This is a genomic window from Jatrophihabitans lederbergiae (assembly GCF_031845305.1).
GTDB lineage: Bacteria > Actinomycetota > Actinomycetes > Mycobacteriales > Jatrophihabitantaceae > Jatrophihabitans_A > Jatrophihabitans_A lederbergiae.
Genome location: NZ_JAVREH010000001.1, coordinates 228,234 through 247,854, shown reverse-complemented (window position 1 = coordinate 247,854; position 19,621 = coordinate 228,234). Strand labels below are relative to the sequence as shown.

The following is a 19,621-nucleotide window of genomic DNA, read 5'->3' as shown; positions in this document are numbered from 1 at the left end:
CTCGCTGGACCTTCTGCTCTTCGCGCGAGCGCTTCTCGCCGGCTCGCTCCGCTCCGATGCTCACAGCGATGCTCACTCGCGTCGCCCTTCCAGGAGCTGGGTGAACCGGTCGAACAGGTAGCCGGCGTCGTGCGGGCCGGCCGCCGCCTCGGGGTGGTACTGCACCGAGAACGCCGGCACATCGTGGGCGCGCAGGCCTTCGACGACGTTGTCGTTGAGGCACACGTGGCTGACCTCGACGCCACCGAAGTCGGTCTGGACGGCCAGGTCGGTCGGCGCGTCCACGGCGAACCCGTGATTGTGAGCGGTGATCTCCACCTTGCCGGTCACGCGGTCGGCCACCGGCTGGTTGATGCCGCGGTGACCGTAGCGCAGCTTGTACGTGCCGAAGCCGAAGGCCCGTCCCAGGATCTGGTTGCCGAAGCAGATGCCGAAGATCGGGGTGCCGTTGCGCAGCAGCTCCTTCACCAGCGCCACCGCCGCATCGGCGGTGCCCGGGTCGCCGGGCCCGTTGGACAGGAACACCGCGTCGGCGCCAGTGGCACGCACCTGCTCGAAGGTCGAGTGGGCCGGCAGCACGTGGGTGGTGATGCCCTGCTGCGCGAGCCGGTGCGGGGTCATGGTCTTGATGCCGTAGTCCAGGGCCGCGACGGTGTAGCGCTCCTCGCTGATGGCCGGGACGGTGTAGGCCTGCGTGGTGCTGACCTGGTCGGCGAGGTCGGCCCCGACCATGGACGGTGACTCCAGCACTCTGGCCAGCAACGACTTCGGGTCGGTGTCGACCGACGAGATGCCCGAGCGCATCGCGCCGCGCTCGCGCAGGTGCCGCGTCAGCGCGCGGGTGTCCACACCGCTGATGCCGACGACGTTCTGGCGCACCAGCTCCTCGTCCAGCGAACTCGTCGCGCGCCAGTTCGAGACCCGGCGGGCGGGATCGCGCACCACGTAACCCGAGACCCAGATCCGGGCCGACTCCCGGTCCTCGTCGTTGACGCCGGTGTTGCCGATGTGCGGCGCGGTCTGCACCACCACCTGCCGGTGATAGGACGGATCGGTCAGCGTCTCTTGATAACCGGTCATCCCGGTGTTGAACACCGCCTCGCCGAACGTTTCGCCGACCGCCCCGTAGGACTCGCCGGAAAAGATCCGGCCGTCCTCGAGCACCAGGATCGCCTTGCTACTCACCAGCACTCCACCCCTCTGTCTGTTGCGTCGTGTTCTGCGACAGCGTCTCGATTGCCCTTATCCACTCTGGGTAAACGGTCTTGTCGTCACCGCGCAGCCCGCTGTCGAGCAGTTCGTTCCCGTGCCGCCAGCGCAGCACCAGCAGCCCGCCGCGGCCGACCACCTTGCCGGCCAGCGCCGGCTCCAGCCTGGCATCGACCAGGCGGTCGGCCGGAAGAAAGATGGCGGTGCCGCCTTGGCGCTCGATCAGCGCCCCGGCCGTGCCGAGCCGCAGCACCGAATCGGCCCGGACGCCCAGGCCGCCGGCAACGATCCGGTCCTGCCAGCGAGTGGCGGGGGTGCTGCCGACGTACAGGCCGGTCAGCGCCGGAGCCAGCTCGGGTCCCAGGTCCGCCGGTGCCACCGGCAGGTCGGGCAGCGTGGCCTGGCGCTCGCCGCGGTGCCGCCAGCCCAGCCGCATACCGGCCAGCGCGAGGGCGAACAGGACGAGCAGAGCCATCACCAGTTCCCAGCGGGTCATCGGCTCGCCTCGGCGGCCTCGGCGAGCTCACTGGCCTCGGCGAGCGCGCCGTCGCGGACGGTGGCCCGCCCGCGCAGGAAGGTGGCCAGCACCCGACCGGGCAGCTCGCGTCCGGCGAACGGGGTGTTGCGCGAGAGCGAGGCGAGCGCGGCCGGTTCCACCAGCCAGCTGCTGGACTCCTCGACCAGCGTCAGGTTGGCCGGCTCACCGACGGCGAGCGGGCGTCCGTGCCCGGTCAGCCGCCCGATCTGCGCGGGCCGGACGCTCATCCGATCGGCCAGGCCGGCCCAGTCCAGGCGGCCGGTGACCCTCATCGTCTCGATCACCACACCGAGCGCGGTCTGCAGCCCCAGCATGCCGAACGCCGCGTCGCCGAAGGCATGATCCTTGTCGTGTGCCGCGTGCGGGGCGTGGTCGGTGGCGACGGCATCGATCACACCCTCGGCCAGCCCAGCGCGCAGCGCCTCGACGTCCTCGGCCGGGCGCAGTGGCGGGTTCACCTTGAAGACCGGGTCATACGTGCTGAGCAGGTCGCAGGTGAGCAGCAGGTGGTGCGGGGTGACCTCAGCGGTGACCGCGACGCCCCGGGCCTTCGCCCAGCGCAGCACCTCGACGGTTCCCCCGCTGGAGACGTGGCACACGTGCAGCCGGGAACCGGTGTGCTCGGCCAGCATCACGTCGCGGGCCACGATGCTCTCCTCGGCCACGGACGGCCAGCCCGCCAGCCCGAGCCGGCCGGACAGCTCACCCTCGTGGGCGCAGCAGCTGGCGTCGGCCAGCCGCGGGTCCTGGGCGTGCTGGGCCAGCACCGCGTCGAAGGGCTTGAGGTATTCCAGGGCGCGGCGCATCAGCCGGGCGTCGCTGACGCAGGAGCCGTCGTCGCTGAACACCCGGACGGCCGCGGCTGACCGAGCCATGTTGCCGATCTCGGCCAGCTGTCCACCGGCCAGGCCCTTGGACACCGCGCCGACCGGACGGACGTCGACCAGGCCGGCCCGCTGGCCGAGCCGGGCGACCTGCTCGACCATCTCGGCGGTGTCGGCCACCGGGTTGGTGTTGGCCATCGCGTGCACGGCCGTGAAGCCGCCGAGCGCTGCTGCCGCGGAACCGGTGGCGATGGTCTCGGCGTCCTCGCGTCCCGGCTCCCGCAGATGGGTGTGCAGGTCCACGAAACCGGGCAGCAGCACGGCTCCGTCGGCATCGATCAGCTCGGCATCCGGCGGGGTCTGCAGCGAGCTCCCGATACCGGCGATCAGCCCGTCGGCCAGCAGCACGTCTACCGGTTGCCCGCCGAGCGGCCGGACACCCCGCAACAGCACCGGTCGCGTGCCCGCCCCGGCTCCGGGCCTCTTGGTCTCGCTCATGCCGTCCTCGCTTCTCGGACTGCCTCGGTGGTTGGCGCTACCTCCGCGAGACCGGTCGCCGGCGCCTCCGCACCGGCCAGCAGGTGATACAGCACGGCCATCCGGACGGCGACCCCCGCGCGCACCTGATCGAGTACCAGCGACCGGTCGCTGTCGGCGGCGGCGGATGAGATCTCCAGCCCCCGGTTCATCGGTCCGGGGTGCAGCACCGGGGTATGCGCGGGAAGCAGCGTCAGCCGAGCGGGGCTCAGGCCGTAGCCGATGGCGTACTCCCGCTCGGTCGGGAAGTAGCCGACGTTGGGGCGACCGTCGCCGGCGGACCCGCCGCCCATCCGTTCGCGCTGGACCCGCAGCATCATCACCGCGTCCACGTCACCGGCCACCTTGCCCGACAGCGCGGCGTCCAGATCCCAGCTGGTGGAACAGTTCCAGGTGCCGACACCGGAGGGCATCAGGGTCGGCGGCGCGACCAGCGTCACCTCGGCGCCCAGGGTGCGCAGCAGCAGCACGTTGGAGCGGGCCACCCGGCTGTGCGTCAGGTCGCCGACGATGACGACGTGGCGCCCGGCCAGCTCACCCAGCCGGCGGCGCAGCGAGAAGGCGTCGAGCAGCGCCTGGGTCGGGTGCTCGTGGGTGCCGTCACCGGCGTTGATCACCGGGCAGTCGACCCACTCGGTGATCCGGCTGACCGCGCCCGAGGCCGGGTGCCGGACGACCAGCGCGTCGACGCCCAGGGCCGCGACCGTCAGCGCGGTGTCGCGCAGGCTCTCACCCTTGCTGACGCTGGAGCCCTTGGCGCTGACGTTGATCACGTCGGCCGAGAGCCACTTGCCCGCGATCTCGAACGAGGACCGGGTGCGGGTGGAGTCCTCGAAGAACAGGTTCACGACCGTCCGGCCCCGCAACGCCGGCAGCTTCTTGACGACCCGGTTCTGGATGGCGTCCATCTGCTCGGCCGAATCCAGGATCTGCAACGCGGACCCGGCGTCCAGATCACCGGCTGACAGCAGGTGCTTCACGACTGGGTACCGCCTTCGGCCGGTGAGATGGTGACCCCGTCCGCGCCGTCGCACTCGCTGAGCGCGACGTGGACCTGCTCCTGCGCCGAGGTGGGCAGGTTCTTGCCGACGTAGTCCGCGCGGATCGGCAGCTGCCGGTGGCCGCGGTCGATGAGCACGGCAAGCTGCACGGCGCTTGGCCGGCCGAGGTCGTTGAGGGCGTCCAGGGCCGCGCGCACGGTCCGGCCGGAGAAGAGCACATCGTCGACCAGGATCACCAGCTTGCCGTCGATGCCGCCGGCCGGTTCCACGGTGTGGCCCAGTGGCCGGATCGCCTTGGTGCGCAGGTCGTCGCGGTAGAGCGTGATGTCGAGGACCCCGAGGCCGACCCGCACGTCGGCGAAGGTTGCCAGCCGCCCTGCCAGCCGCCGGGCGAGGAACTCGCCACGGGTGGGGATGCCGAGCAGGACGACGTTCTCGCCACCGCGGGTCTTCTCCAAGATCTGGTGAGCGATGCGGTCGAGAACCCGGGAGACGTCTTCGGGATGGAAGACGGTCTTGGCGTCGACTCCGGTCCGGACGGTTGGCACTGTAGGCACCGACGGCGACGGGACGTGCGGAGCTGAGGCTGACTGCGCAGGCACGCTGCGAAGACCCCCTTCCTCGCCTCACAGGACGAGTCGTTAAAGGACGTCGGTAACGGGCTCAACGGTAGCAGCCAGTGAGCACGGTCCCGGCCGTGGGAAGCTAATCTCAGGTGTGCCCTGACCAGAAGTCCGAGAACTGTTACCCTGTGAGGTCAGCATTGCCATCACAGACGTACAAGCTCGACTCCACTAGTTACGATGCGTGGCCAGAACTTTGAGGACGGGGACGTGACTGAGCAGAACACTCCGACCATAGGCGGCGATGGGAGAGCGGCCGCTCTCGGCCGGCCCTCGACTGCGGAGGCCGCCGGTGAAGCGCCGGATGACCGCGAGTATGCGCGAGCGCTGGGGACCCGGTTGCGGGCCGTCCGCTCCCAGCAGCGGCTGTCCCTGCACGGCGTCGAACGAAAGTCCGGCGGCAAGTGGAAGGCGGTCGTCGTCGGCTCCTACGAGCGCGGCGACCGGGCAGTGTCGGTCGCCAGGCTCGCTGAGCTGGCCGAGTTCTACGGTGTGCCGATCTCTGAACTGCTGCCCACCGAGGAAGGCGTTGCCACCGGCTCACGCGCGGACACCAGCGGCAAGATCGTGCTGGACTTGCAGAAGCTGCAGAACGTGCCGGCCGAGGACGCCGCCCCGCTCGTTCGCTACGCCCAGTCGATCCAGCGCCAGCGTGGTGACTACGGCAACAAGGTGCTGTCCATCCGTGGCGAGGACCTGCGGGCGCTGGCGCTGATGTTCGACACCTCGCTGGACCGGCTCACCGAGAAGCTGGTCGGCTGGGGCGTGCTCGCTCCTGGTTCGATGGGCCAGGTGCCCGACTAGCCGCGATCAGCGGACGCTACCCGGGCCGCTGCGTTTCACGTTGCTCAGCTGGGTTGGCTGCCTTCAGTTGGGTGGCCGCCTGCTGGCAGCTGGTCGCGCAGGACGCGGCCCAGGATGCCGTTCACGAACTTCGGGGACTCATCCGTCGACAATGCCTTCGCCAGCTCGACGGCCTCGTCGATGGCGACCGCGTCCGGGACGTCGTCGGACCACAGCAGCTCGTACAGGCCGATCCGAAGCACCGCCCGGTCCACGCCCGGCATCCGGTCCAGCGTCCAGCCCTCGGAGTAGTCGCTGAGCATGTCGTCGATCTCGCGCTGGTGCTCTGCGACGCCCTCGACCAGCTCGATCGTGTAGTCGTTGATCGGCGGGTCCGACAGGGCGATCCGGTCGGCCAGGGTGGTCACCGGATCGTCGCCTCGAAGGTCGGCCTCGTAGAGAAGGTCGACGGCGCGCTTGCGGGCCTTGCTGCGGGCAGCCATGTCTTCAGATCATCCCGCTCTGATTGCTCACTGGGCTGTGCTCAGCTCAGCCGTTGATGCGGCCGAGGTAGCGGCCGTCCCGGGTATCGATCTTGATCTTCTCGCCAGTGGTGACGAACAGCGGCACCTGGACCTCGGCGCCGGTCTCGACCGTGGCGGGCTTCGTGCCGCCGGTGGCCCGGTCACCCTGCAGGCCCGGCTCGGTGTAGGTGATCAGCAGCTCGACCGAGGTCGGCAGCTCGATGTAGAGCGGCAGGCCCTCGTGCACCGCGACCGCAACCTCGGCGTTGTCCAGCAGGTAGTTGGCGCCCTCGCCGACCACAGCGGCCGGAATGTGCATCTGCTCGTAGGTGTCGCCGTCCATGAACACGAAGTCCTCGCCCTCTTTGTAGAGGTAGGTCATCGTGCGCTTGTCGACGGTCGCCGTCTCGACCTTGGTCCCGGCGTTGAAGGTCCGGTCCACCACCTTGCCGGACAGCACATTCTTCAGGGTGGTCCGCACGAAGGCGCCGCCCTTGCCGGGCTTGACGTGCTGGAACTCCACCACGGTCCAGAGCTGGCCGTCGATGTTGAGCGCCAGGCCGTTCTTCAAGTCGTTCGTGCTGGCCATGTGTGGGCAACTCTCCTAATAATCTGGGTATTGCATGTCTGGGTACTGCATATCTGGGTACTGCATATCTGGGTACTGCATATCTGGGTACTGCGGGCCCCGCTCGGAGCTCGTCCACGGCATGAGACACGCGCCAGCCGAGAAGTTTACCGGCCTCGTCCGGGACGGCAGCACGCGCTTACCGCACCACCGTCGCGTGTTGGGGTCACGTCTTCGGGGTGAAGCCCAGTACCGGGCGCGCCCGACCGCCCCACTCCTGGAGCAGCGCCACGGCGGTTCCGTCCTCGGTGAGCCCGCCGTAGGTCCCCTCGATCCCGGCGGGCTCGATCGTCCGGCCGTAGCTGAGCTCGCTGGCCTCGTCGGGCAGCAGGGTCCGTACCGGCATCGCCTCGGCGATGGCTCGGGGCAGCGGCAGGACGATCGGATCGGGCAGCTCGGCAAGCTGCCCCAGCGTGCGGGCGTGCCGCAGCTCGAACGCGCCGACCCGGGTGCGCCGCAAGGCGGTCAGGTGCCCGCCCACGCCGAGGGCGGCGCCGAGGTCGCGTGCCAGCGCGCGGATGTAGGTACCGGACGAGCAGTCGACGACGGCGTCGAAGTCGCAGAAGCCGTCGACGTGGCGCGGCTCGGACAGCAGCTCGAAGCGCTCGATGCTCACCGGCCGCTCGGCAAGATCCACCGTCTCGCCGGCGCGGACGAGGGCGTACGCCCGCTGGCCATCGACCTTGATCGCCGACACCGACGACGGCCGCTGCAGGATGTCCCCGGTCAGCCGCGCGACTCCGGTCTCGACGTCGGCGAGCCGGATCGAGCTGGCGTCGGCGGTGGCCAGCACCTCCCCCTCGGCGTCGTCCGTGCTGGTCGAGGCACCGAGCCGGATGGTGGCCAGGTAGGTTTTGTCCGAGAGCAGAAGGTGATTCATCAACTTCGTGGCCCGCTCGACCCCGAGGACGAGCACTCCGGTAGCCATCGGGTCCAGCGTGCCGGCGTGCCCGACGCGGCGGGTCCCGGCTATCCGGCGGACCTTGCCCACCACGTCGTGTGAGGTCATCCCCGCCGGTTTGTCGACGATGATCAGCCCGCCCGGCCCGGTCGGCCCCTTTCTCGCCATGCAGGAAGGGTAGCTGCACCGCTCGGGTGGACTGAGGCGCCCGGCCCTCAGCGCCGTTCCCCCACCACCAGCCACCGTCCGCTGCGGGTACGCCACGCCATGCCGATCAGCCGGACGGTGATGAAGGACGCGATGCCGGCCCACACTCCGCCCAGTCCCCAGTCCAGGCGCAGCGCCAGCAGGGCGATGGGGACGAACGCGCCGAGTGCGGCCACCATGGTGACGTTACGGATGAACGCGTTGTCCCCGGCGCCGAGCAATACCCCGTCCAGGGCGAAGAGGACGCCGCCGAGTGGCATCATCGCGATCAGCCACGGCCACAGCACGTGCGCCTGTGCCTGCACCGCGGCGTCGGAGCTGAACACCTTGGGCAGCAGCTGCCAGCCCGCACCGGCCACCCCGGCGAAGATCACACCGGCGACGACCCCGTAGCGGCTCACCTGCCACGCGGTGCTCTTGGCCGCCTCGACATCGCCGCCGCCCAGCGCGGCGCCCACCAGGGACTGCGCCGCGATCGCGAACGAGTCGAGCAGCAGTGCGATGAACTCCCACAGCTGCAGGCCGACCTGGTGCGCCGCGAGCTGGGCTGCCCCCATCCGGGCGGCCACGCCCGCCGCGGTCAGGTACGCGGCCTGGAATGCCAGCGACCGGGCAACCAGGTCCCGGCTGACCACGACTTGTGACCGCATGACGTGCCACTGCGGGCGGCTCGGCACCCGCTCGGCACGCAGCGCGCGGACACACAGCGCCGCCGCCAGCACCTGGGCGCAGACGTTCGCCACGGCCGATCCCGCCAGCCCCATGCCCACCGGGTACACCAGGACGGGCGAGGCGACCGCGGAGACGGCGTTGGCCAGCACCACGATCCGTACCGGGGTCCTGGTGTCCTGTACGCCGCGCAGCCAGCCGTTGCCGGCCAGTACCAGCAGGACTCCCGGCAGTCCGAGAATGGCGATCCGCAACCACCGCTCGGCGTCGTCGGCCACCGGCCCGGCTCCGCCGGTGACCACCCGAACGACCGGCCCGGCCACGGCCTCACCGACGACGAGGGCGACCAGGCCGATCAGTAGTGCCAACCAGGACGCCTGGACGCCCTCGTTCACCGCGGCCTCCCGACGGCCCGCGCCGAAGTAACGGGCCGCCCGTCCGGTGGTGCCGTACTCCAGGGAGGTGCCGACGATGGCCAGCAACGTCATGACGATGCCGGCGGCGCCCAGTGCGGCCAGCGGAACCCTGCCCAGGTGGCCCACCACAGCGGTGTCGACAAGCAGGAACAGCGGCTCAGCGGCGAGCACCACGAAGGCGGACCCGGCCAGTGTCACGATGCGCCGGGTGGAGACCTCGGCGGGGGTCACCACGGCCGGGCCGTCACAGGTCGCGGTATCCGATCAGGTCGCAATACATGATCAGCAGGTCGACGAAGCCGTGCTCGGGATGGCGGAAGCCGCCCGGGATCCGGCCGGTGACGGAGAAGCCGAGGTCCTCGTACAGGGCGACGGCGTACACGTTGGTCGCCACGACGGCGTTGAACTGGATGCCCCGGTAGCCGGCTCCGGCCGCCCGGTCCAGGCAGTGCCGCACCATCGCCCGCCCCACGCCCCGGCCGCGGGCACCCGAGCTGACCAGATAGGTGGCCGTGGCCACGTGCGACCCGGACCGGGCCTGTTCGGGCCGAGCTTGTACGTCCCGAGCACGTCGGTCGCGCCGCCGGCTCTCGCCACCCACACCTCGTCGGAACCGCTGAACCAGGACCGCTTGCTGGTCTCGGAGTCCGCGGCCGGGTCGTAGGCGATCGTCTCGCCGGCCGTGACGATCTCGTGCCAGATCGGCCAGATCCCGGGCCAGTCCGCTTCGGTGGCCCGGGTGAGCACCACCTCGGCGTCCGGCCGGGAACTACTCCTCTTCGGGTTCACGGGGCTTACGGTAGGGATCCGGCTCGCCGGCCGGGGTGGCATTGGCACGGACCTTCTCGACCTGCGCATCGGCGTTGCGGGCGACGGCGAGCAGGTCGTCGATGTGCTTGGCCGATTCCGGCAGCTCGTCCAGGAAGAACGAGACAGTGGGGGTGAACTTCACACCCGTCTGCCGGCCGACCTCGGAACGAATCTGCCCCTTGGCCGCCCCAAGTGCGGCAGCCGAGTCCGCACGCTCCGCCTCGTCCCCGAAGACGGTGTAGAAGACGGAGGCATCATGCAGGTCGCCGGTCATCCGGACATCGGTCACGGTGACCATGCCGAGTCGAGGGTCCTTGATCTGGCTCTCGATGTACGAGGCGACGATCTGCCGAATGCGGCCGGCCATGCGGCGGGAGCGCGGGCTGTCGGCCATGACGTTGTTCTCCTTGCTGTGGACGCGAGCCCACCCGAGAGTTCTGCTCAGCGCGGGCGTGCGCCCGCGCTGAGCAGAAGTCGAACTGGAGCCGCTCCGGCTTGGGTCAGCCGCGCGGCTTCTCGCGCATCTCGAAGGTCTCGATGATGTCGCCGGTCTTGATGTCGTTGAACGACCCGAGACCGATACCGCACTCGAAGCCCTCCCGGACCTCGGTGGCATCGTCCTTGAACCGCCGCAGCGAGTCCACGCTGAGGTGCTCGTTGACGACGATGCCGTCGCGGACCAGCCTGGCCTTGGAGTTCCGGCGGATTGTGCCGGAACGGACGATGGAACCCGCGACGTTGCCGATCTTGGGAACCCGGAACACCTCGCGCACCTCGGCGGTGCCCAGCTGCGCCTCTTCGAACTCGGGCTTGAGCATGCCCTTCAGCGCCGCCTCGACCTCGTCGATGGCCTGGTAGATGACGGTGTAGTACCGGACGTCCACGCCCTCGCGTTCGGCCGCCTCACGCGCCTTGCCCTCGGGCCGGACGTTGAAGCCGATGACGACCGCGTCCGAGGCGATGGCCAGGTTGATGTCGTTCTCGGTGATCGCGCCGACACCACGTCCGATGACCCGCAGCGAGACCTCGTCGTTGCCGTCGTTGAGCTCGATCTTGAGCAGTGAGTCCTCGAGAGCCTCGACCGAACCGGACACGTCACCCTTGATGATCAGGTTCAGTTGCTGAACCTCACCAGCCGCGAGCGCCTTGTCCAGGTCGTCCAGAGAGATCCGACGACGGTTGGACGCGAGCTGTGCGTTGCGCTCCCGCGCCGACCGGCGATCGGCGATCTGCCGGGCGATCCGGTCCTCCTCGACGACGATGAACGAGTCACCGGCACCTGGAACCGAGGTCAGACCCAGCACCATCACGGGCGTACCCGGTCCGGCCTCGTCGATGTTCTTGCCGTCGTCGTCGAGCATCGCCCGAACCCTGCCGAAGGCGTCCCCGGCCACGATCGAGTCACCGACGTGCAGCGTGCCGCGCTGAACCAGCACGGTCGCCACCGGCCCGCGGCCGCGGTCGAGGTGCGCCTCGATGGCGATACCCTGCGCGTCCTGGTGCGGATTGGCCCGCAGATCCAGGGCCGCGTCCGCGGTGAGCAGGATGCCCTCGAGCAGCCCATCGATGTTGAGGTTGTTGCGCGCCGACACGTCGACGAACAGCGTGTCGCCGCCGTACTCCTCGGCCACCAACCCGTATTCGGTGAGCTGCTGACGCACCTTCTGCGGGTTCGCGCCTTCTTTGTCGATCTTGTTGACCGCGACCACGACGGGCACGTTCGCCGCCTGGGCGTGGTTCAGCGCCTCGATGGTCTGCGGCATCACGCCGTCATCGGCCGCCACGACCAGCACCACGATGTCGGTGGTCGAGGCACCACGGGCACGCATGGCGGTGAACGCCTCGTGACCGGGGGTGTCGATGAAGGTAACCGCGCGGTCCGTGCCGTCGTGATCGACGTGAACCTGGTAGGCACCGATGTGCTGGGTGATGCCACCGGCCTCGCCCGCGATGACGTTGGACTTGCGGATCGCGTCGAGCAGTCGCGTCTTACCGTGGTCGACGTGACCCATGACGGTCACCACCGGCGGCCGCGCGACCAGCTCCTCGTCCTCGCCCTCGTCGTCACCGAAGGTCAGGTCGAAGGACTCGAGCAGCTCGCGGTCCTCGTCCTCGGGGCTGACGACCTGGACGTTGTAGTTCAGCTCGGCACCCAGCAGCTGCAGGACCTCTTCGTTGACCGACTGCGTCGCCGTCACCATCTCACCGAGGTGGAACATCACCGTCACCAGCGCGGCCGGCTCGGCGTTGATCTTGTCCGCGAAGTCCGACAGCGAGGCGCCACGCGGCAGCCGCAGGATCTCTCCGCTACCGCGGGGAACCTGCACGCCACCGAGCGAAGGCGCCGACATGTTGTCGAATTCCTGACGACGCTGCTTCTTGCTCTTGCGCCCACGGGTCGGACGACCACCGCCACCGCGACCGAAGGCGCCTGCGGTACCGGCACCGCGACCACGGCCACCGGGGCCACCGCCGCCGGGACGGGGACCGAAGCCACCGCCGCCGCCACTAGGAGCGCCACCGCCACCCGGACCGCCGCGGTAACCACCGCCGCCCCCAGCGGGAGCACCACCGCCACCGGGACCACCGCGATAACCACCGCCGCCCCCACCAGGAGCGCCACCGGGACGACCGGGGCCACCGGGACGACCGGCACCAGCACCACCGGGGCCGCCGGGACCACCAGGACGGCCAGGAGCACCCGGACGGCCAGCGCCACCGGGACGACCCGGCACCATGCCCGGGTTGGGCCGGGGCGGCATCATGCCAGGATTGGGACGCGGACCACCCGGACCGGCGGAGCCGCCGGGGCGGGGCGAGCCGGGACGAGGAGGCATCTGACTTCCGCCGGAAGCGGGATTACCCCCGCCGGGTCGCGACGCGCCCGGACGGGGAGCAGGCTGGCCGCCCCCCACGCCGAACGGGTTGTTCGCGACGCGCTGAGGTCCACCCGGACGGGGGCCTCCCGGACGCGGTGCGGAACCGGGGGTCGGCGTACCCGGCCGGGCCGGGGCGGAGTCTGCCGCCGGCGCGGTGGGCGCGGCAGCGGCAGACGCTGCCGGTACCTGCGGAGAAGCGACCGGGGCCGCCGGAGCCGCCGGGCGTTCGGCCGATCGCGGTGCCTGTACGGTCGCGGCGGGAGCCGGCGTGCGTACCGGAGCGGGGCCGGGCACAGCACCGGACGGTGCAGGGGTGGCAGACCGTGCCGTCGGTGCGGGCGCCACTTCGACAACGGGCGTGGTAGCCGACCTCGGAGCGGCCGCTGCCGGCGACTGAGCCGGTGCGGAGGCGGACGGGGTAGGGGCGGATGCGGCCGGGGCGGATGAGGTAGGGAACGACTCACGGAGCCGCCGGGCGACCGGGGCCTCCACCGTCGAGGATGCGCTCTTCACGAACTCACCGAGCTCGCTGAGCTTTGCCAGAACGTCTTTACTTGGTACGCCGAGCTCTTTGGCGAGCTCATGAACGCGGGCCTTGCCTGCCACTGGACTCCTTCGTCACAGGACCGGCGGTAGCCCGCACGATCCCGATTTAGGTTGGAAACGCAATCATTGTTGGCGCTTCATCGGGTGCTCATAGCTCGTCTTCTCACAATCGCTAAGTACCTCACCAGCGGGAGCTGGTGCGGGCATGCACACGGTTTGCTGACTCGCGACGATCACCGGCTGCCAGCTCCGGTCACCGACTCGACATACTCTCGCACTGCCGTCAGATCCAGCCTGGACTCGACACGCAAGGCCCTGCCGAATGCTCGACGGCGCTCCGCCAGTTCAACGCATCGCGTTACCGGGTGGAGCCAGGCCCCCCGGCCTCGAGCGCTTCGTCGTGGGTCCGGCAGCACGCTCGAAGTCGAAAGGTCCGGTTCGGGGCGAGCTGCAAGGTCAACGACGATGCGAAGCAATTCTGCGGCTTCCGTTCGTTGGCGACAACCGATACACATACGGATGACCGCATGCGGAACCGGAGGTGCCACCGTCGAGTCGACGGCCGCAGAAGTCAGTCTACTCCCCGACCCGGAATGCATTATCCACCGCGGCCGAAGTGTCCAGCGCACGCGAACCTGCCGGATGGATGTCGATCTCGGGCTCGGGATCCCACTCCTCGGCCCCTGTCGGTTCCACCTCGGCCGAGGACATGGCGGCCTCGGCCGAAGACATCGCCGCTGCTGCCGGTGCCGCTCCGTCCGATCCTTCGGGAGCCGATCCCTCGGCGTCGGAGTGGATGTCGATGCGCCAGCCCGTGAGCCGAGCCGCGAGCCGGGCGTTCTGCCCCTCCCGGCCGATGGCCAGCGACAACTGGTAGTCCGGAACGACCACCCGGGCGGCCTTGGCAGTCGCGTCCACGACGGCAACCTCGCGGGCGATGGCCGGTGACAGCGCGTTGCCGACGAAGGTGGCCGGATCGTCGGCGTAGTCGATGATGTCGATCTTCTCGCCGTGCAGCTCCGCGACGACGTTGCGCACCCGCTGCCCCATCGGCCCGATGCAGGCGCCCTTGGCGTTGAGGCCGTCGACGGTGCTCCGGACCGCGATCTTGGTGCGGTGCCCGGACTCACGGGCCACCGCCATGATCTCGACACTGCCGTCGTTGATCTCGGGAACCTCGAGGGCGAACAGCTTCTTCACCAGGCCGGGGTGGGTCCGGCTCAGCGTGATCTGCAGGCCCCGCATGCCTCGGACCACAGAGACGACGTAGCTCTTGATCCGGGTGCCGTGCTCGTAGACCTCGCCCGGAACCTGCTCGGACTGCGGCAGAATCGCCTCGACCTTGCCGAGGCTGACGAGGACGAGTCCGCGCTGGGAGGCCTGGGCGTCGGCTTGGATGATGCCGGTGACGATGTCGCCCTCGTGGCCGGAGTACTCGCCGTAGGTGTTGTCGTGCTCGGCGTCGCGCAGCCGCTGGATGATCACCTGCTTGGCCGTCATCGCCGCGACCCGTCCGAAGTCCGTCGGGGTGTCGTCGAACTCCTCGACCAGTTCGCCGTCCTTGCCGTACTCGGCGGCCCAGACGGTAACGGCTCCACTCTTGTGATCGATCTCGACCCGCGCGTGTGGCATCGGGTGGTTGGTGTGCCGGTAGGCGGTCAACAGGGCCGTTTCGAGGGCCTCCATCACCGTCTCGAACGAGATCTCTTTCTCTCGCTCGATGCTGCGCAGGGCTGCGATGTCCACTGAGACCATGTCTCAGGCCTCCTTATGTCGCGCGCGGGCCGCGTCGCTGTGGTCGGCTGATTCGGCATCCGATGCGGCGCTGAGGCCGCCCACGGGGCGGGGCTCGTCGTCTTCGTCGAAATTCAGGTCGCTGTCATCGTCGAGATCGTCGTCCAGGCCGTCGCTGTCGCTGTCATCGAGCGCCAGCTCGCTGTCACTGTCAACGGACTGGCCGGGACGGGAGAACTCCACCTGAACCCGGCCGGAGCCCACCGTGTCGAGCGCGAATCGCTGCTCCGTGCCAGCCACGTCGACCACCAGGTCGGAGCCCTCCAGGGCCTTGACGCGGCCGGTGACCACCCGGTGTGAGCCGGCCCGCTCGGTAACCGAGAACTCGACCAACCGGCCGGCGGCTCGCCGCCAGTGCCTCGGCTCGATGAGGGGGCGGTCGACGCCCGGTGAGCTGACCTCGAGCACGTACGGGCCGGCAAAGGCCGCGTCCCGCCATCGGTGTCATCGTCCAGCGCGGCCGAGATGGAGCGCGACACCGCCGCGACTCCATCGAGATCGATTCCGTTGTCCGCATCCACCGTGATCCGGATCAAGCTCCGGCGTCCGGCGGCGGTGACCGAGAGGTCCTCGAGGTCATAGCCCTCAGAGGCGATCACCGGGGTCAGTAGGGCAATGAGCTGCTGCCGCTGTGGCGTTCGCGCAGTCATGTCAGGCGCTCCCGTCGATGTCCAGTTGTGGCAAACGCGCTTGTTCGAGTTGCTCGGGCGCCAGCTTACCGGCATCTGAGAGACTGCTTGCGCCATGGCAGCCATTACCCGACGCGCTCTGCTGAGCCGCACCCTGCTCCTGGCCGCGGTCGGCGGCGGCGCCCTCGCCGGGCTGACCAGGTCGGTGTCGCACAAGGTGGCGGTGCCACCACCGAGGCCGCCGGAGGCGCTGACGTCCGCCGTCAGCCGGCAGCAAGCCCTGCTGGAGGGGTACGACCGGGTGCTGGCGGCGAAGGTGAGGTCGGGCGTCCTGACCGGCTTGCGAGCCGATGTGAGCGAGCACGGCGCGGCGCTTCGGGCGCTGCTGGAGCGCTATCCCGGCTGGCGGCTGTCGCAGGCTGGAGCTGCCGGGGCCACTGGAACGGTCACAGCCACGCTGCCGGAGGCCGCGCCGGTGCCCGGCACGGTCGGGGGTTTGGCCGCCGCGAGCACGACCGCGGCGAAGGAATTGCGCGCCAGCGCCATGGACTGGGCCGCCGACGAGGCGCACGCCACCCAGGTGGTACCCGTGCTGGCGAGCATCTCCGCCAGCCTTTCCACGCACGCACAGGTGCTGTCATGACGAAACCCGCGGCCAGTCCCGCTCCCGGCACCACGCCGGCGGGCGCGGCAGCGACCATCTCGCCCACCGTGCCGGATGCCCTGCAGCGGGTGCTCGCGGCCGAGCACGCCGCGGTGTACGGCTATCCGGTGGCGGGCGTCCGGCTGACCGAACGCGGTCAGGTGCAACACGCCCGCGAATTCGAGTCGGCGCACCGGCAGGTCCGCGACGACCTGATGGCCCAACTCACCGGGCTCGGACTGACTCCGGTAGCCGCCCAGCCGGTGTACCGGCCGCCCGAAGCCAAAACCGAAACTGCACCCGCAACCCGAACTGAACCCAGAACCGGAACCGATCCGGTCGCTGCCGTCCGCTCGGCCGTCCTGCTCGAAGAGGGTTGCGCGGACGCCTACCGGTACCTGCTGACCGCGGCGGTCGCCGCCGGCGGTAAACAGCTCGCCGTGCGCACCCAGGCACTGAGCGGGCTGGCAACCGCCGCAGCCGCCGCGACGACCTGGCGGGCGCTGGTAACACCCGCCAAGCCCACCGTGGCCTTTCCCGGCCTCTGAACCGCTACAGCCAGGAGTCGATCACCGCCACCAGTTCGCCGAGTTCATGGACGACCGCGTCCGGGGTGTCCTCGACCCCGGTCTGCTGATGCGCCGGGATGTCGCTGTGCGGGATGAACACCGAACGCATCCCGGCCTGGTTCGCGCCGAACACGTCCTCGAACAGGCGGTCACCGACGTACACCGCGCGGGACGGATCGGTGACGCCAACCGCGTCGAGCGCCGCCTGGAACGCCTCGGGATGGGGCTTCGTCCATTCGATTTCGGAGGAATACACCTCTCCGTCGATCAGGTGGTGAATCTCGTCCCGGGCGAAGATGCGCTGATGCTCCAGCGCCGGCCACACCGTGTTGGACAGGATGCCCACCTTCAATCCGCGCGCATGCAAGGCTGAGAACAGCTCGGGCACAGCGGGATCGGTGTAGCTGTGCGCGTCCCACCAGCGGTAGTACTCCCGGCGCTGAGCCTCGGTGAGGCTCAGCCCCGCCTCCCGCACGATCTGGTCAACGGTGCCGCTGCGATGCTCATCCCGCATAGCGATCCACACCCGCTCCTCGGCGGCGCTGAGCGCCCGGGCGCGCGCGGGGTCACCGGTCACGCTCAGCCAGCAGTCGAGGTGGTCGACGGTGTGCCAGGGCGTCAGCGTGCCGCCCCAGTCGAAGATCACGGCATCCAGGTTCATGCCACAGAATTACCACAAGCCGCCGACAACGGAGCGAAAGGGCAGCGCCCGGTCAGAACAGGACGGTCGTCAGGACGTTCGCCTGCCACATTCCCAGCCGGCTGTACATCCGCCGCGCGGACTCGTTGTAGTCGTTGACGTACAGGCTCGCCGACGGCGCCATCGCCAGCGCCTGCCGCAGCACGGCGGCCATGCAGGCCGTCCCGATCCCCCGCCCGCGCAGGTCCGGGCGCACCCACACCCCCTGGATCTGCGCGGTCGCGCCGCCGACGGAGCCGACCTCGGCCTTGAACTCCACCTCGCCCCGGTGATCGAACCGGGCGAACGCGCGTCCCGCGCTGACGAGCTCGGCCACCCGTGCCCGATAGCCCCGGCCGGCATCGTGGGCGATCGGTGACACACTCAGCTCCTCGGTGAACATCGCCACCGCCGCCGGAAAGAAACGCGGCAGTTCCACCAACTCGACCCGGCGCACCGCCGGGTCCGGCGGGATCGCCGACGGGGCATCGATCATCATCAGCGGCTGGTTGGCGCGCACCGCGCGGGCGGGACCCCAGCGCCGCAGGAGCACCGGCCACATCACCGCCACCGACGCGGCCGAGCCCACGATGGACGAGCAGCCGCGGCCGGATCGGGAGAGCTGCGTCGCGATCGCCTCCAGCGCCTCGGCGTCCTCGCCGATCGGGATCAGGTTGCCGCCGTGGAAGGCCGCCGCCCGTAGGCCCGGCGCCACGTCGCCGTCCGTGCAGGCCGTGCTGCCGTCAGTGTTGCCATCAATGCCCCAGAGAAAGCCGCCGAGCCGCTGCGGATCCAGGTCGTGCGCCAAGCCCAATCGGGCGTCCAGAACGCAGTGCAGGACCGGGTCACGCCTGACCAGCGAGCGGATCGCCGCCGCGTCCGCACTTCTCAGAACCCGGGGGTGGGTCTGGGTCGCGGTCATGGGAAGAAACGTACCGCCACCCGCCGCCGCCCGCTCAGAACCCGGTGCCGTGCCTCGGCGCCGGGTCGGCCGCGAAGGCCAGATCCACCCGGGCCAGCGACGCCGGGTCGTCGGCTCGGGCGAGGCCGGCCTGCGCGAGCGTGCGCAACCGGTGGCCGCCGAGGTACACCGATCCGAGCGCTGCCGCCGGCAACTCGATATCGGCAACGCTGCTGGCCGGCTCGCACATCGCGCCGCCGGGCCCGGCCTGCAGGCGTACGGTGCTGTCGCCGAGCTGGTCATCGAGCACCCGGATCACGACATCCACGTCGAGGCCGTACCCGCGGGCCGCCAGCAACGCCGGCACGGTGACCGGACGCAGCCACAGGCCGTCACGGAGCGCGGTGGTCTTCAGCGCCCGGTGGTCGGTCAGCAGAAATGGCAGCGGGTCATCGATGGACACCTGCTCGCTCTCGATCACCGACACCAGGTCCATCGCGAGCAGGGTCTGCCACAGTGCCGCGTGCGCGGATGCGCTGCCGGGCGCGTAGTCCACGATCGAGCAGACGCTCTCGACGTCCCCGCCGTTCCATCCATTGCGGATTCGGTAGCTGAGGTAGCCCTCTGGATGCACCAGATAGAACTTGGCGCTTCTGCCGCCACGGTGCTGTTCCCGGTCCAGGAACAGCCGGTCCCACCAGGCCTCGCTCCGGCTCAGCGCGCCCGGCACCTGCTTGCGCCAGTTGCGATGCAGCGAAGGCAGCACGGCCCGCGCCCGATCGGCGGACAGCACCTGGACCGCCGAATCGTCGACGGGCGTAAGCAGCCCGGTAAGCCTGCGGTCGATCGACACCGCACGGGTGACCGCCGCCGGGCCGTAGCCGAATCGGCGATAGATGCCGCCCTGGCTCGCGGTCAAGATCGCCGCGGGCTCGGCTGCCGCGGCATACTCGGCGAGCTGGAACTCCATCAGCCGGCGAAGAATGCCGCGGCGCCGACGAGTCGGGCTCACCGATACCCAGGTCACCCCGGGAACCCCGAGCGAGGGCAGCGCCGGTGCCGGGTGTGCCGCCGTCGGCGAACCCGGCACCGTCATGTCGAAGCGGAAGTCACCGGCGACCCCGACGATGGAACCGTCCTCGGTGGCCACCACGAACCGCGGCGGCTCGACGTCGAAGGCGTCAGCCAGGTCCTGTACGGAGAGCTGCTCGCCGAACGCGATGCCGTCCAGCCGACCTATTTCGGAAAGGTCCTCAGGTACCGCCGGCCGGATCTCGATGCCCATGACTCAGCAGTGTTCACTCGCCGCGG

The 19,621-nt window shown here is 70.0% G+C and carries 22 protein-coding genes and 1 pseudogene; 4 read left to right on the top strand and 19 right to left on the bottom strand.

Annotated elements, in window-relative coordinates:
* Nucleotides 1-72: 72 nt before the first annotated feature.
* Genes carA through pyrR form a run of 5 tightly spaced genes read right to left on the bottom strand, consistent with a single transcriptional unit; the run spans nt 73 to nt 4,657 of the window.
* Nucleotides 73-1,185 carry a glutamine-hydrolyzing carbamoyl-phosphate synthase small subunit gene (gene carA, locus RM423_RS01170; protein ID WP_311421154.1) on the bottom strand — a complete coding sequence of 371 codons (1,113 nt, stop codon included), beginning with the start codon at nt 1,183-1,185 and terminating at the stop codon, nt 73-75.
* Nucleotides 1,178-1,705, bottom strand: coding sequence for a PH-like domain-containing protein (locus tag RM423_RS01165; RefSeq protein ID WP_311421153.1), 528 nt, complete (start codon nt 1,703-1,705; stop codon nt 1,178-1,180). Before RM423_RS01165 ends, carA begins: the two co-directional genes overlap by 8 nt.
* Entirely contained in the window at nt 1,702-3,069 is a 1,368-nt protein-coding gene (locus RM423_RS01160) for a dihydroorotase (protein WP_311421152.1), read from the bottom strand. Before RM423_RS01160 ends, RM423_RS01165 begins: the two co-directional genes overlap by 4 nt.
* Nucleotides 3,066-4,088, bottom strand: a complete 1,023-nt coding sequence (locus RM423_RS01155) for an aspartate carbamoyltransferase catalytic subunit (RefSeq protein WP_311421151.1) — start codon at nt 4,086-4,088, stop codon at nt 3,066-3,068. The genes RM423_RS01160 and RM423_RS01155 overlap by 4 nt, the downstream gene beginning before the upstream one ends.
* Nucleotides 4,085-4,657, bottom strand: a complete 573-nt coding sequence (gene pyrR / locus RM423_RS01150) for a bifunctional pyr operon transcriptional regulator/uracil phosphoribosyltransferase PyrR (protein ID WP_396327549.1) — start codon at nt 4,655-4,657, stop codon at nt 4,085-4,087. The genes RM423_RS01155 and pyrR overlap by 4 nt, the downstream gene beginning before the upstream one ends.
* 402 nt (nt 4,658-5,059) lie before the next feature.
* Between pyrR and RM423_RS01145 the strand changes: the two genes are divergently transcribed.
* On the top strand, nt 5,060-5,536 hold the full coding sequence (locus tag RM423_RS01145) for a transcriptional regulator (protein WP_311421216.1): 477 nt from the start codon (nt 5,060-5,062) through the stop codon (nt 5,534-5,536).
* A 44-nt stretch (nt 5,537-5,580) separates the two neighbouring features.
* Here RM423_RS01145 and nusB read toward each other — a convergent pair whose 3' ends face one another.
* The 5 genes from nusB to RM423_RS01120 all read right to left on the bottom strand — a co-directional run bounded on the left by nusB (nt 5,581) and on the right by RM423_RS01120 (nt 9,380).
* Complete coding sequence (nusB, locus tag RM423_RS01140) at nt 5,581-6,018, bottom strand: transcription antitermination factor NusB (protein WP_311421149.1); 438 nt, start codon at nt 6,016-6,018, stop codon at nt 5,581-5,583.
* Between the two features lie 46 nt (nt 6,019-6,064).
* Nucleotides 6,065-6,628: an elongation factor P gene (gene efp, locus RM423_RS01135; protein ID WP_311421148.1), complete on the bottom strand. Its 564-nt coding sequence runs from the start codon at nt 6,626-6,628 to the stop codon at nt 6,065-6,067.
* A gap of 205 nt (nt 6,629-6,833) precedes the next feature.
* The gene (gene truB, locus RM423_RS01130; RefSeq protein WP_311421147.1) at nt 6,834-7,736 is read right to left on the bottom strand and encodes a tRNA pseudouridine(55) synthase TruB; all 903 of its coding nucleotides are present in this window, start codon (nt 7,734-7,736) and stop codon (nt 6,834-6,836) included.
* 47 nt (nt 7,737-7,783) lie between these two features.
* Nucleotides 7,784-9,094: an MATE family efflux transporter gene (locus RM423_RS01125; RefSeq protein ID WP_311421146.1), complete on the bottom strand. Its 1,311-nt coding sequence runs from the start codon at nt 9,092-9,094 to the stop codon at nt 7,784-7,786.
* A gap of 10 nt (nt 9,095-9,104) precedes the next feature.
* The gene (locus RM423_RS01120) at nt 9,105-9,380 is read right to left on the bottom strand and encodes a GNAT family N-acetyltransferase (protein WP_311421145.1); all 276 of its coding nucleotides are present in this window, start codon (nt 9,378-9,380) and stop codon (nt 9,105-9,107) included.
* On the opposite strand from RM423_RS01120, the gene RM423_RS01115 reads away from it, so the two are divergent.
* Nucleotides 9,381-9,524: a hypothetical protein gene (locus RM423_RS01115; RefSeq protein WP_311421144.1), complete on the top strand. Its 144-nt coding sequence runs from the start codon at nt 9,381-9,383 to the stop codon at nt 9,522-9,524.
* 105 nt (nt 9,525-9,629) lie between these two features.
* Here the strand turns inward: RM423_RS01115 and rbfA are convergent, their stop codons facing one another.
* The 6 genes and pseudogenes from rbfA to RM423_RS25345 form a co-directional block, all read right to left on the bottom strand.
* Nucleotides 9,630-10,064 (bottom strand): 30S ribosome-binding factor RbfA, encoded by a 435-nt coding sequence (rbfA, locus tag RM423_RS01110; RefSeq protein ID WP_311421143.1) that lies wholly within the window; start codon nt 10,062-10,064, stop codon nt 9,630-9,632.
* Between the two features lie 106 nt (nt 10,065-10,170).
* Nucleotides 10,171-13,155 carry a translation initiation factor IF-2 gene (infB, locus tag RM423_RS01105; protein ID WP_396327538.1) on the bottom strand — a complete coding sequence of 995 codons (2,985 nt, stop codon included), beginning with the start codon at nt 13,153-13,155 and terminating at the stop codon, nt 10,171-10,173.
* Nucleotides 13,156-13,328: 173 nt separating this feature from the next.
* Complete coding sequence (locus RM423_RS25350; protein ID WP_396327548.1) at nt 13,329-13,610, bottom strand: YlxR family protein; 282 nt, start codon at nt 13,608-13,610, stop codon at nt 13,329-13,331.
* Nucleotides 13,611-13,671: 61 nt separating this feature from the next.
* A complete protein-coding gene (gene nusA / locus RM423_RS01095; RefSeq protein WP_311421142.1) occupies nt 13,672-14,850 on the bottom strand; it encodes a transcription termination factor NusA in 1,179 nt (392 codons plus the stop codon).
* A gap of 3 nt (nt 14,851-14,853) precedes the next feature.
* Nucleotides 14,854-15,297 carry a ribosome maturation factor RimP gene (locus RM423_RS01090; RefSeq protein ID WP_311421141.1) on the bottom strand — a complete coding sequence of 148 codons (444 nt, stop codon included), beginning with the start codon at nt 15,295-15,297 and terminating at the stop codon, nt 14,854-14,856.
* 98 nt (nt 15,298-15,395) lie between these two features.
* Nucleotides 15,396-15,539: pseudogene (locus tag RM423_RS25345) on the bottom strand (ribosome maturation factor RimP); the annotation flags it as partial.
* A gap of 94 nt (nt 15,540-15,633) precedes the next feature.
* On the opposite strand from RM423_RS25345, the gene RM423_RS01085 reads away from it, so the two are divergent.
* Nucleotides 15,634-16,161, top strand: coding sequence for a hypothetical protein (locus tag RM423_RS01085; protein WP_311421140.1), 528 nt, complete (start codon nt 15,634-15,636; stop codon nt 16,159-16,161).
* Nucleotides 16,158-16,709, top strand: coding sequence for a DUF4439 domain-containing protein (locus tag RM423_RS01080; protein WP_311421139.1), 552 nt, complete (start codon nt 16,158-16,160; stop codon nt 16,707-16,709). Before RM423_RS01085 ends, RM423_RS01080 begins: the two co-directional genes overlap by 4 nt.
* Before the next feature lie 4 nt (nt 16,710-16,713).
* On the opposite strand, the gene RM423_RS01075 is transcribed toward RM423_RS01080, so the two are convergent.
* From RM423_RS01075 to RM423_RS01065, 3 genes are read right to left on the bottom strand one after another with little or no spacing between them, the layout of a single operon-like run.
* Nucleotides 16,714-17,391: an HAD family hydrolase gene (locus tag RM423_RS01075; RefSeq protein WP_311421138.1), complete on the bottom strand. Its 678-nt coding sequence runs from the start codon at nt 17,389-17,391 to the stop codon at nt 16,714-16,716.
* A 52-nt stretch (nt 17,392-17,443) separates the two neighbouring features.
* Entirely contained in the window at nt 17,444-18,331 is an 888-nt protein-coding gene (locus RM423_RS01070; protein WP_311421137.1) for a GNAT family N-acetyltransferase, read from the bottom strand.
* 34 nt (nt 18,332-18,365) lie between these two features.
* Nucleotides 18,366-19,595, bottom strand: coding sequence for a GNAT family N-acetyltransferase (locus RM423_RS01065; RefSeq protein ID WP_311421136.1), 1,230 nt, complete (start codon nt 19,593-19,595; stop codon nt 18,366-18,368).
* Nucleotides 19,596-19,621: the final 26 nt, after the last annotated feature.